The sequence below is a fragment of the Streptomyces sp. WZ.A104 genome, from assembly GCF_002382885.1.
GTDB lineage: Bacteria > Actinomycetota > Actinomycetes > Streptomycetales > Streptomycetaceae > Streptomyces.
This window is the reverse complement of sequence record NZ_NWVL01000014.1, coordinates 70955-83008: the sequence shown is the minus strand read 5'-3', so window position 1 is coordinate 83008 and position 12054 is coordinate 70955. Positions and strand designations below refer to the sequence as shown.

Genomic DNA, 12054 nt, shown 5'->3' with positions numbered 1-12054 from the left:
GCGGCTTCCGCTTCGGGCCCTACCTCAGGACGAGCGACTGCCACGACTTGATCCACTGCTCACGGTTGGCGGCGATCTTCTCGGGCGTGACGGTGGGGGGCGCTTCGACGGTCTCGCCGAACTCCGTGAACAGCTCGGGCAGCTCCGCGTCCGTCACGACGGGGTTCACGAACATGTTCAGCGGCATGTCCTCCTGGAACGTCTTGCTGATCATGAAGTCCAGCAGCGCCTTGCCGCCCTCCTCGTTCTTCGCCCCGGTCAGCAGCCCGGCGTACTCGGTCTGCCGGAAGCAGGTGCCGGTCGCGACCCCGGTGGGGGCCTCCTTCGGCTGCGGGTCGGCGTAGAGGACCTCGACGGGCGGGCTGGAGGCGTAGGAGACGACGAGCGGCCGGTCCGCCTTGGTCTTCTTGCCGCCCGCGGAGCCGGAGAACTCCTCGTTGTACGCCTGCTCCCAGCCGTCGACGACCTTGACGCCGTTGGCCTTGAGCTTCTTCCAGTACGCCTCGTAGCCGTCCTCGCCCTGGCTGGCGATGGTGCCGAGGAGGAAGCCGAGACCGGGCGAGGAACTGGCCGCGTTCTCGGTCACCAGGAGGTTCTTGTACGCGGGCTTCAGCAGGTCCTCGAAGGTCTCCGGCGGCGCGAGCTTCTTGTCCGTGAAGTACTGCTTGTCATAGTTGACGCAGATGTCACCGGTATCAACCGGCGTAACCCGGTGCTTCTCGTCCTGCTGGGTGCCCTTGGCGACCCGGTCCAGGCCCTTGGCCTCGTACGCGGTGAAGAGACCGTTGTCGAGGGCGCGGGAGAGCAGGGTGTTGTCGACGCCGAAGAAGACGTCACCGCGCGGGGAGCCCTTGGTCAGGATCTCCTGGTTGAGCGCGGCCCCGGCGTCGCCGCTCTTGAGGATCTCGACGGTGTAGCCGGTCTCCTTGGTGAACGCCTTCAGCACCTCGTCCGAGACGGTGAAGGAGTCATGGCTGACCAGGGTCACGGTCTTGGAACCGCTGCCCTTGGAGGCGCCGGAGCCCGCCGTGCCGTCGTCGCTGCCGCAGCCCGCGAGCACGGTGACGCCGAGCGCGGCGGCGAGCGCGGTCGCCGCGTACTTCGTGGTGGTGTTCATGTGGTCCTCCTGGAGGTGACCAGGAAGAGACGCGGCCCCGCCCGCCGCCGGAGCCGTAACCGGAAGCGGGCAGGACGCAACAGCTTGAGTAAGGTCCGAACTTCCTACCCGGAATGACCCGGGCGAGGTTCAGAGGGTCTGCGGCCAACCTGTCCTTGGTGCCGCACTCTCAGCGCTGTGGCGCTCCCCTGTCGGAATATGCAGTTGATTGCGGGCCCAGGCTACACCGGCGGTTTCGTCCGACCCCGGAGAGGTGGCCGCTGTCAGCGCTCGGAGGCCGCCAGCTGCCCGCAGGCCCCGTCGATCTCCTGGCCCCGGGTGTCCCGGACGGTGACGGGCACGCCGTGGGCCGCGATGGCCTCGACGAACGCCTTCTCGTCCTCGGGGCGCGAGGCGGTCCACTTGGAGCCGGGCGTGGGGTTGAGCGGGATGAGGTTGACGTGGACCCGCTTGCCCTTGAGGAGCCTGCCGAGCAGGTCACCGCGCCAGGCCTGGTCGTTGATGTCCCGGATCAGGGCGTACTCGATGGAGATGCGGCGGCCCGACTTCTCCGCGTACTCCCACGCGGCGTCCAGGACCTCGCGGACCTTCCACCGGGTGTTGACGGGGACCAGGGTGTCGCGCAGCTCGTCGTCCGGGGCGTGCAGCGAGACGGCCAGGCGGCACTTGAAGCCCTCGTCGGCGAAGCGCAGCATCGCCGGGACGAGGCCCACGGTGGAGACGGTGATCCCGCGCTGCGAGAGGCCGAGGCCGTCCGGCTCGGGGTCGGTGAGCCGGCGGATGGCACCGACGACCCGCTTGTAGTTGGCGAGCGGCTCGCCCATGCCCATGAAGACGATGTTGGACAGCCGGGCGGGGCCGCCCGGCACCTCGCCGTCGCGCAGGGCGCGCATGCCGTCGACGATCTGGTGCACGATCTCGGCGGTGGACAGATTGCGGTCGAGCCCGGCCTGCCCGGTGGCGCAGAAGGGGCAGTTCATCCCGCAGCCCGCCTGCGAGGAGATGCACATCGTGACGCGCTCCGGGTAGCGCATCAGGACGGACTCGACGAGCGTGCCGTCGTGCAGCTTCCACAGGGTCTTGCGGGTGGTGTCGTCGTCGCAGCTGATGTGGCGGACCACGGACATCAGCTCGGGGAACAGCGCCTCGGCGAGCTTCTCCCGGGACCCGGCGGGAATGTTGGTCCACTGGGCCGGGTCGTGCGCATACCGCGCGAAGTAGTGCTGCGAGAGCTGCTGGGCGCGGAACGGCTTCTCGCCGGTCTCGGCGACCGCTTCCTTGCGCTCGGCGGGCGTGAGGTCGGCGAGGTGCCGCGGGGGCTTCTTGGCTCCGCGGGGCGCGACGAAAGTGAGTTCTCCGGGCTTAGGCATGGTTCATCCAGTGTCGCAGACAGACGGGTGAGGGCCCGCCGCCCTGTGGACAACGAGCCCTCACCGTAAAGAATTGCAGGTGGGACGGGGTGTGCGGTGGCTCAGCCGGAGCCGACGAACAGCACCATCAGCAGCCACACCACCGGCGCGGTGGGCAGCAGCGAGTCCAGCCGGTCCATGATGCCGCCGTGGCCGGGGAGCAGGGTACCCATGTCCTTGATGCCGAGGTCCCGCTTGATCATGGATTCGCCCAGGTCACCGAGGGTGGCGCTGGCCGCGACCGCGAGGCCGAGCAGCAGCCCCTGCCACCAGGCGCCGCCGTCGATCAGGAACTCCATGCACAGCGCACCGGCGGCCATCGCGAAGGCGACCGCGCCGAGCAGGCCCTCGCGGGTCTTGCCGGGGCTGATGCGGGGGGCGAGCTTGTGCTTGCCGAAGCGCCAGCCGACGGCGTACGCCCCGGTGTCGCTGACCACGGTGAGGACGAGGAAGGTGAGGACCCGCCACGGCCCGTCGTCCGCCGCCAGCAGCAGGGCGACGAAAGTGGCCAGGAAGGGGACGTAGAACGCCGCGAAGACCCCGGCGGTGACGTCCTTGAGATATCCCTCCGGCGGTTCGGTCATCCGCCAGACCAGCACCGCGAGGGCGGTGAGGGCCATGGCGACCCAGGCCCCCTCGGGGCCCCGGACATAACCGGCGATGACCATCGCGGCTCCGCCGACGGCCAGCGGAACCAGGGGCGCCTTGATGCCTTTGCGCTCCTGGAGACGGGAGGTGAGCTCCCAGAGGCCGACGACGACGGCGACCGCTATCACGCCGATGAAGACGGCCTTCACGATGAACAGCGAGGCGACGATGACGGCACCGAGACCCACGCCCACCCCTATGGCGGCGCGCAGATCACGCCCCGCGCGCTTCTTCTGCGGCGGGGGCGGCAGCGGGGTGGACATGGGCTCCTGCGGCATCTCGTCACGGAACAGGGGGCCGCTGACGTGAGCGGCATCCCTGTCCCGGTCGGCGCGGTCGGCTGCGTCTCTACCTGCGTCGGGAACGTCCGGCACGTTGGGCATGGGCCGAGTCTGCTGGGCGTCATGCACATCGTGGGCAGGACCCGCCGGGGCAGCCCTCATCTCGGGCGTGCCCCAGTAACCCGCTCCTTGCGGGGCGCCCCAGGAAGAGTCGTTCATCAGACTTCGAGCAGCTCGGCTTCCTTGTGCTTGAGCAGCTCGTCCACCTGCGCGACGTACTTCGCGGTGGTGTCGTCGAGCTCCTTCTCGGCGCGGCGCACCTCGTCCTCGCCGGACTCCTTGTCCTTGACGAGCTTGTCGAGGGCTTCCTTGGCCTTGCGTCGGATGGAGCGGATCGAGATCTTGGAGTCCTCGGCCTTGCTCTTGGCGACCTTGATGTACTCCTTGCGGCGGTCCTGGGTGAGCTCGGGGAAGGTCACCCGGATGATGTTGCCGTCGTTGCTCGGGTTGACGCCGAGGTCGGAGTCGCGGATCGCCTGCTCGATGTTGCGCAGCGCCGTCTTGTCGAACGGCGTCACGACGGCCATCCGCGGTTCGGGAACCGAGAACGAGGCCAGCTGGTTGATCGGGGTCAGCGCGCCGTAGTAGTCGGCGACGATCTTGTTGAACATCGCCGGGTGCGCACGGCCGGTACGGATCGCGGCGAAGTCCTCTTTCGCGACGACGACGGCCTTCTCCATCTTCTCCTCGGCCTCAAGGAGGATTTCTTCGATCACCACGTGCTCCTGCGTGTCTTGGGTGGGCCCGGCATCGTCATCGTCGGGCCCTGCGGGTCCTGCGTCGCGTCCTCACCTGCGCGGTGTCCGACCGGCAGGCCGTTGTCCATCCTGGGGGCCGTCAGGCCCGGGTGCTCGCGTCGCTCACGAGCGTGCCGATCTTCTCACCCTTGACCGCACGAGCGATATTGCCCTCGGCGGTCAGCTCGAAGACGAGGATCGGGAGCTGGTTGTCACGGCAGAGCGTGATGGCGGTGGCGTCGGCGACCTTCAGATCGCGGGAGATCACCTCGCCGTACTCCAGCGCGTCGAACTTCACCGCGTCGGGGTTGGTCTTCGGGTCGGAGTCGTAGACACCGTCCACACCGTTCTTCCCCATGAGCAGCGCCTCGGCGTCGATCTCCAGGGCGCGCTGGGCGGCGGTGGTGTCGGTGGAGAAGTACGGCATGCCCATACCGGCACCGAAGATGACGACGCGCCCCTTCTCCAGGTGCCGTACGGCACGGAGCGGGATGTACGGCTCGGCGACCTGGCCCATGGTGATGGCCGTCTGGACGCGCGAGTCGATGCCTTCCTTCTCCAGGAAGTCCTGGAGCGCCAGGCAGTTCATGACGGTGCCGAGCATGCCCATGTAGTCGGACCGGGCCCGGTCCATGCCGCGCTGCTGGAGCTCGGCACCACGGAAGAAGTTGCCTCCCCCGATGACCACCGCGATCTGGGCGCCGTCGCGTACGACGGCGGCGATCTCGCGGGCGATGGTGTGCACGACGTCGGGGTCGACGCCGAGGCCGCCGCCACCGGCGAATGCCTCACCGGAGAGCTTCAGCATGAAGCGCCCGGAACCCTTGTCGTCGTCGCGCTTCTCGTCGGCCTGGATGGCGTCCGCGCCCTTGTCCATGGAAATTCTCCTCGTGCACATACGAAGAAGGCCATTGCCGGTGGGTCTGGTGTCCCTACAGCGGCAATGGCCTCCTCGTCAGATCTGCGGTCGTCCGGCGTGGGTGCGGCCGTCGACTGCACCAGACCCTATCGGGTCCGGTGCTGTTCGCCCGGACGGACTCAGATGCCGACCTTGATGCGCGAGAAGCGCTTCAGGGTGACACCGGCCTCGTCCAAGACCTTCTGGACGGACTTCTTGGCGTCCAGCGCGTACGGCTGGCCGAGGAGGGTGGCCTCCTTGAAGAAACCGTTGACGCGACCCTCGACGATCTTCGGGAGCGCGGCCTCGGGCTTGCCCTCGGCGCGGGTGGTCTCCTCGGCGACGCGGCGCTCGGCCTCGACGACCTCGGCCGGGACGTCCTCGCGGGACAGGTACTTCGGGGCGAAGGCGGCGATGTGCTGCGCGATGCCCTTGGCCAGCTCGGCGTCGGCCTTGTCCAGCTCGACCAGAACACCGATCTGCGGGGGCAGGTCGGGCATGGTGCGGTGCATGTACACGGAGACGTACTCGCCGGTGAACTGCGCGAAGCGGTCCAGGACGATCTTCTCGCCGAGGTTGGCGTTGGCCTCGTCGACGTACGCCTGGACGGTCTTGCCGGCCTCGATCTCGGAGGCGAGCAGCGCCTGGAGGTCGGCCGGGGAGGTCGCGGCGACGTGGGCGGCGAGGGTGTTGGCGACGGCCTGGAACTTCTCACCCTTGGCGACGAAGTCCGTCTCGCACTTCAGCTCCAGGAGAACGCCGGACGTCTGGTCCTCGGAGATGAGGGAGACGACGGCACCGTTCTCGGCAGAGCGGCCCTCGCGCTTGGCGACGCCCTTCTGGCCCTTGATACGGAGCGCCTCGACGGCCTTGTCGACGTTGCCGTCGGCCTCGTCGAGCGCCTTCTTGCAGTCCATCATGCCGGCGCCGGTGAGCTCGCGGAGCTTCTTGACGTCAGCGGCGGTGTAGTTCGCCATGAGTCTGTATGTCTCTCTCGAAGTCTGAAAGATCTACGGGTGAACGGCGGGGGCGACGCTTGTGGCGTCGGCCCCCGCCGTCAGTAGCCGTGACGGGTGTCAGGCCTGCTCGGCGTCCGCGGCCGGAGCCTCGGCCTCGGCGACGGCCTCGGCCGGCTTCTCGGCGTCGGCGACCTTCTCGGTCTCGGCGGAGGACTGGACCTCGGCGGCAGCCGCGGTCTCGTCCTTCTTGTCGCCCTCCAGCAGGTCGCGCTCCCACTCGGCCAGCGGCTCGCCGGCGGCCTTCTCGCCCGGCTTCGAGTCGCCGGTGGCGGCGCCGGAGCGGGCGATGAGGCCCTCGGCGACGGCGTCGGCGATCACGCGGGTGAGCAGGGTGACGGAGCGGATCGCGTCGTCGTTGCCCGGAATCTTGTAGTCGACCTCGTCGGGGTCGCAGTTGGTGTCGAGGATCGCGACGACCGGGATGTGGAGCTTGCGCGCCTCACCGACGGCGATGTGCTCCTTCTTGGTGTCGACGATCCAGACGGCGCTGGGCACCTTCTGCATCTCGCGGATACCACCGAGGGTCTTCTCCAGCTTGGCCTTCTCGCGCGAGAGGACCAGGAGCTCCTTCTTGGTGAGGCCGGAGGCGGCCACGTCCTCGAAGTCGATGAGCTCAAGCTCCTTCAGACGCTGAAGGCGCTTGTAGACGGTGGAGAAGTTGGTGAGCATGCCACCGAGCCAACGCTGGTTGACGTACGGCATGCCGACGCGCGTCGCCTGCTCGGCGATGGCCTCCTGGGCCTGCTTCTTCGTACCCACGAACATGATGGAGCCGCCGTGGGCGACGGTCTCCTTGACGAACTCGTAGGCGCGGTCGATGTACGACAGCGACTGGAGCAGGTCGATGATGTAGATGCCGTTGCGCTCGGTGAAGATGAAGCGCTTCATCTTCGGGTTCCAGCGACGGGTCTGGTGACCGAAGTGGACGCCGCTTTCCAGCAGCTCCCGCATCGTGACGACGGCCATGGCCGTACTCCTTGAGGTGCTCGGTTGTCGCGACCGCAGGTTTGCTGTCGCGCCTGACGCCCCGACGCGCCGTGCCACGAGGGACCGAGGAGCGCGGCCACCTCCTCGAAGAGGGAGGTGGCGGGGCGTGCGAAGTCGACCCGGTGACCCGGATCGCCGTAAGAAGTGTACGGGACCCGCCGGGTGCCGGGTGACGGCGATGTCCACAACCGGCGAGTAGTCCACAGGAACGGTCCATGATCACCGGAATCCCGGCCTCCGGGCGATGGTGGCGGACATGTGCACCCACCCCGGCCGACGCCGCTCCCTCGCTCTCCGCACCCTGCTCCTGTTCCCGCTCCTTCCGGCGTTCCTGCTGTACGCGCTGCTCCCGGCCGGGAGCAGCACGCCGGGCAGAGCCGTCATGCCGACCGGGGCCGAGGCGTCCTTGGCGGGGGCGGGCACAGATGTCGATGCCGACCCTGCCGCCGATGGCGGCGACCGGAGCTGGCCGCTGACGGGGAGACCCGCGGTGTTACGGGGGTGGCAGCCGCCCACCGGCCCCTACGGGCCCGGCCATCGCGGCGTCGACCTCGCGGCGGGGCCGGGCGCCCCGGTGCTGGCGGCCGCCGGGGGCCGGGTGTCGTTCGCGGGGCGGGTGGCGGGACGCGGGGTGCTGGCCATCGAGGTGGGCGGCAGCGGGTCGCCTCCGCTGCGCACGACGTACGAGCCGGTGCGGGCGCTGGTCGAGGAGGGCGCGAGCGTGCGGGCCGGACAGCCGGTCGGAGCGCTGGAGGAAGGGCCCTTCCACTGCGCGGCGGGCTGCCTGCACTGGGGGCTGCGACGCGGTGACGCCTACCTGGACCCGCTCTCGCTGCTGCCGCCCTCACTACTGCGGAGAGGCCCTTCGCGGTTGCTGCCGGTGTTCGGGGTGCCGGAGCCGGGAAGCGCGACGGCGGGGGCGTTCCGCGGGGTGCGGGGCCGGGTCAGCCGCTCACACCACGCAGGACCATCGCGACGGCGGTGTCGGCGATGACGCCCGGCTCCTCCGCGACACCGAGCTCGATACGGCGCACGGCGGCGTCCACCGAGCCCTGGAGGAGCATGGCGGCCAGCCTCGGCTCGGTGTGACCGAGGTCGCCGAGGGCCTCGACGATCATGGCGATCAGCGCACCGTGCGCGGCCCGGATCTTCTCCCGGGCACCGGCGTCGAGCTCGCTCGCGGAGATCGCGACGACGGCGCGGTGACGGCGGTCGCCGACGAGGTCCAGCTGTCGGCGCACATACGCCTCGATCTTCGCCTCGGGCGTCTCGGCGCGCTGCATGGCGTTCTCGACCTCGGCCGCCCAGACAGGGAAGTCGACGGCGCACAGCTCCTCGACGACCGCGGCTCGGGAGCGGAAGTACTCGTACACGGAGGACCGGGCGAGGCCCGTGCGCTCGGCGAGTGCGGGGAAGGTCAGCGCCTCCGTACCGCCCTCGGACAGCAGGGAGCGCGCGGCGTCCAGGAGGGCGCCGCGCTGCATGGTCCGGTGCTCGGCCACGGAGGCCGCTCGAATCCTGGGCACGCATCCACTCTACGGCGGCAGGGGTCCGAGGGAAGGGCACGGCCTCTGACCGAGTGGCCGGGAGGGATCGGGAAGAAGGCCGGGGAGGGATCGTCAGCGGCCCGCGTCGGCCAGTTTCGCCCGGAGCTGGAGGACGGACTTGGTGTGGATCTGGCTGACACGGCTCTCCGTCACCCCGAGGACGTTGCCGATCTCCGCGAGGGTCAGGCCCTCGTAGTAGTAGAGGGTCACCACGGTCTTCTCCCGGTCGGGGAGGGTGTTGATCGCGCGTGCGAGCAGCCGTCTCAGCTCGCGGTCCTCGGCGACCTCCACCGGATTGTCGGCGGCGGTGTCCTCCAGGGTGTCCATCAGGCTCAGCCGGTCGCCGCCCTCCCCGCCGGCGTGCAGCAACTCCTCCAGCGCGACCACGTTCGCCAGGGACAACTGACTGAAAACAGCGTGCAGTTCCTCCAGTGCGATGCCCATCTCCGAGGCGACCTCGGCCTCCGAGGGCGTACGCCTCAGCTGCGCCTCCAGCGTGGCGTAGGCGCGCTCCACGTTGCGCGCCTTCTGCCGGACGGACCGGGGGATCCAGTCCAGGGCCCGCAGTTCGTCGATCATCGCGCCGCGAATCCTGGTGATCGCGTACGTCTCGAACTTGATGGCCCGCTCGATGTCGAACTTCTCGATGGCGTCGATCAGTCCGAAGACTCCGGAGGAGACGAAGTCTGCCTGCTCGACATTGGACGGCAGCCCCACGCTCACCCGGCCCGCGACGTACTTGACGAGCGGCGAGTAGTGCAGGATCAACTGCTCCCGCAGCCGCTCGTCGCCCGTGGTCTTGTACGAACGCCACAGTTCGTCGAGCGAGGAGGGGGCGGGAGGGCGCACAGTGCCACGCGCAACGGGTGGTACTGCCGCGCGGTCAGACCCGGAGGTGTGCTGGGGCATGTGGTGCCTTGAGCCGTTCTGCCGTGAAGTGCTGGGGGACTTTTGTCTGGGGCGGAATCCTTGTGAGCGTAGCGTGACTGCGGCGTCGCAGTCCGCGCAGGACGGCAGTTCCATGACGCGTGATTGCGTTCTGCCGTTCACGCTGTCCGCACCTGCCCGGGGGCGGTGCAGTCGCCATGGGCACCGGCCCTGAGCAGGTCACCGATCGATCGTGCGAGGTCATCGGCCTTACCTTTTCACCCGAATGCTCCAGGTCAAGTACCGCCTCGCCGCGCGTCGTCGTTGCGTGCCGACGGGTTCGTCAATCGCCAGCCGTCGCCCTCGCGTTCGACGAACCCCAGTGAGTGCAGTTCGTACAGCCGCCCGAGCGTTTCGTCGGCGGAGATCCCCGCGCTGCGGGCGAGGTCACGGGGGTGGGTGACGCCGTGGTACGGAAGGGCGTCGAGGACCCGCGCGGCGACCGCGTCCAGCCGGTCCCGGGGCAGGACCGGGCCGCGCCTGCACGGCGCGAGATCGCCGATGTCACCCACCAGTTCGACGACTTCGGCCGCGTCGGTGACCAGCACGCCCTCCCCGCGGAGCAACTCGTGGACCCCGGCAGACAGCCCGCTGGTGGCCGGGCCGGGCACCCCCATCGCGAAACGGCCGAGCCGCTGTGCCTGACGGGCGGTCACCAGCGAGCCGCTGCGGTACTCCGCCTCGACCACGACCGTTCCCCTGGTCAAAGCGGCGATGACGCGGTTGCGCAGGACGAACCGGCTGCGGGTGGGATGAGCGGACGGGGGCAACTCAGCGACGATGAGCCCCTGTTGGGCCAGCCGTCCGAGCAACTCGGCGTGCCCGCGCGGGTAGGGCACGTCCACACCACAGGCCAGCACTGCCGTCGTCGCCCCGCCCGCGGCCAGCGCCCCGCGGTGCGCCGCTCCGTCCACGCCGAACGCCGCGCCCGACACCACGACCCAGCCCCGCTCCGCCAGCCCGGAGCCGAGGGTCGCCGCCATGCGGGCCCCGTACGGCGTGCACGCCCGCGCACCGACCACCGCGACCGACCGCAGGGACCACAGCCGCAGGTCCGGCCGCCCTCGCACCCAGAGCCCGACGGGCCGACCGTCGCCCAGGTCGTCGAGCTGGCTAGGCCACTCCCGGTCCCCCGGGCAGACGAAGCGTCCGCCCACCGCGGCCACCGCCGCCAGGTCACGCTCCGGCTCGGCGGCGGCCGCGCGCAGCCGGTAGCCGCCGAGCCGCAGAGCGGTCATCCCGGGCAGCCCCTCGGCGGAACCGTCCTCGACGGTGAGCCGACGCATCAGCTCGACGGGCCCGGTCTCCCGGAGCCACCGCCCGGCACGCTCGTCCCCCGGCTCCAGCACCCGCGTCAACGCAGCCCGCGCCACCCGCTCCAGATCAGGCTCCGGCTCCAGCTCTCCCGCCCGAGCGCCACCCCTGTCGGGCTCCCGATCCCCATAGGCTTCGTGGTTGGGCTCCCGATCCCGCACCCGGCTTCCTTCGCGGTCAGACCCCCGCGCCCGAGCCCCGCTCCGAGCGGGCTCCCGATCTCCATACGCCTCCCTGTCGCACTCCCCGTCCCAGGCCCCTGCCCCTGCCCCTGCCCGAACCTCTTCCCGGCCGGGCTGCGGCGCGTACTCCCGCACCCGTTCCTCCTCCCGCTGGCCAGGCATCCCGCATCCCCCGTCCCCGTCCGTACTCCGGCGCTCCCCCGTCAGTCCGCTCACCGCTCACCCGCCCCCATCGGCACCCCGCGCTGGATGCCCGTCCGCAGCTCCAGGGCCACCGCCACGTCGGAGGCGTCCGGGCGGTCGGCGCCCCGCAGGTCCGCCACCGTCCAGGCGACCCTCAGCACCCGGTCCAGGCCCCGGGCCGTGAGGATTCCGCATTCCAGGTCCCGTTCCGCCGCTGCCAGCGCCCCCGGGGCCGCCAGCAGCCGGGTCCTCAGCTCATGGCCGGGGACCTCGCTGTTCGTGGTCCACGGGGTGCCGGCCAGCCGCTCGGCCGCACGTGTCCTCGCCGCCCGCACCCGGGCGGCGACCGTGGCCGTCGATTCGCCCCGGCCGCCCTGCCCGAGGAGGCCGGCGCGGTCGACCGGCTCCACCTCTACCCGCAGGTCCACCCGGTCCAGCAGCGGTCCGGACAGGCGTGCCTGGTAGCGGCGGACCACGGAGGGCGGGCACTCGCAGCCCGCGCCGGTCAGCGTGTGGCGGCCGCAGGGGCACGGGTTCGCCGCCAGGACCATCAGGAACCTGGCGGGCAGCCGCACCACCCCGGCCGCCCGCGCGACCACCACATGGCCCGACTCCAAGGGCTGGCGCAGTGCGTCCAGGGCCTTGCCCGGGAACTCGGGAGCCTCATCGAAGGAGCGAGTTTGACACCAGTCATAATCGAACTGGTTGTCGCCTCCGGATCAAGCGGGGCGCAGAGAGCGAGCAA

11 protein-coding genes, 1 pseudogene and 1 riboswitch are annotated in these 12054 nt (G+C 70.2%); of the genes and pseudogenes, 1 reads left to right on the top strand and 11 read right to left on the bottom strand.

Going from position 1 to position 12054, the window contains the following annotated elements:
• Window positions 1-19: 19 nt before the first annotated feature.
• The 7 genes from CIB93_RS10530 to rpsB all read right to left on the bottom strand — a co-directional run bounded on the left by CIB93_RS10530 (window position 20) and on the right by rpsB (window position 7135).
• Window positions 20-1117, bottom strand: a complete 1098-nt coding sequence (locus CIB93_RS10530; RefSeq protein ID WP_096626401.1) for a thiamine ABC transporter substrate binding subunit — start codon at window positions 1115-1117, stop codon at window positions 20-22.
• Window positions 1118-1200: 83 nt separating this feature from the next.
• Window positions 1201-1317, bottom strand: a riboswitch (TPP riboswitch).
• Between the two features lie 63 nt (window positions 1318-1380).
• Entirely contained in the window at window positions 1381-2487 is a 1107-nt protein-coding gene (gene rlmN / locus CIB93_RS10525; RefSeq protein WP_096626399.1) for a 23S rRNA (adenine(2503)-C(2))-methyltransferase RlmN, read from the bottom strand.
• Window positions 2488-2588: 101 nt separating this feature from the next.
• Window positions 2589-3674, bottom strand: coding sequence for a phosphatidate cytidylyltransferase (locus CIB93_RS10520; protein ID WP_096626397.1), 1086 nt, complete (start codon window positions 3672-3674; stop codon window positions 2589-2591).
• Entirely contained in the window at window positions 3674-4231 is a 558-nt protein-coding gene (frr, locus tag CIB93_RS10515) for a ribosome recycling factor (protein ID WP_073771532.1), read from the bottom strand. The genes CIB93_RS10520 and frr overlap by 1 nt, the downstream gene beginning before the upstream one ends.
• Before the next feature lie 121 nt (window positions 4232-4352).
• Window positions 4353-5129 carry a UMP kinase gene (gene pyrH / locus CIB93_RS10510; protein WP_096626395.1) on the bottom strand — a complete coding sequence of 259 codons (777 nt, stop codon included), beginning with the start codon at window positions 5127-5129 and terminating at the stop codon, window positions 4353-4355.
• A 161-nt stretch (window positions 5130-5290) separates the two neighbouring features.
• Window positions 5291-6127: a translation elongation factor Ts gene (tsf, locus tag CIB93_RS10505; RefSeq protein ID WP_096626392.1), complete on the bottom strand. Its 837-nt coding sequence runs from the start codon at window positions 6125-6127 to the stop codon at window positions 5291-5293.
• Between the two features lie 99 nt (window positions 6128-6226).
• Entirely contained in the window at window positions 6227-7135 is a 909-nt protein-coding gene (gene rpsB / locus CIB93_RS10500) for a 30S ribosomal protein S2 (RefSeq protein ID WP_019766411.1), read from the bottom strand.
• Window positions 7136-7412: 277 nt separating this feature from the next.
• Between rpsB and CIB93_RS10495 the strand changes: the two genes are divergently transcribed.
• Entirely contained in the window at window positions 7413-8150 is a 738-nt protein-coding gene (locus tag CIB93_RS10495; protein ID WP_096626460.1) for a murein hydrolase activator EnvC, read from the top strand.
• On the opposite strand, the gene CIB93_RS10490 is transcribed toward CIB93_RS10495, so the two are convergent.
• The 4 genes and pseudogenes from CIB93_RS10490 to CIB93_RS10470 all read right to left on the bottom strand — a co-directional run.
• Complete coding sequence (locus CIB93_RS10490) at window positions 8101-8658, bottom strand: TetR/AcrR family transcriptional regulator (protein ID WP_096626390.1); 558 nt, start codon at window positions 8656-8658, stop codon at window positions 8101-8103. The two genes, CIB93_RS10495 and CIB93_RS10490, sit on opposite strands and share 50 nt — an antisense overlap.
• 117 nt (window positions 8659-8775) lie before the next feature.
• Entirely contained in the window at window positions 8776-9612 is an 837-nt protein-coding gene (gene whiG / locus CIB93_RS10485; RefSeq protein ID WP_096626388.1) for an RNA polymerase sigma factor WhiG, read from the bottom strand.
• Between the two features lie 254 nt (window positions 9613-9866).
• A complete protein-coding gene (gene dprA, locus CIB93_RS10480) occupies window positions 9867-10979 on the bottom strand; it encodes a DNA-processing protein DprA (protein WP_096626386.1) in 1113 nt (370 codons plus the stop codon).
• Window positions 10980-11338: 359 nt separating this feature from the next.
• Window positions 11339-11977 (bottom strand): annotated as a pseudogene (locus CIB93_RS10470) (ATP-binding protein); the annotation flags it as partial.
• Between the last annotated feature and the right edge of the window lie 77 nt (window positions 11978-12054).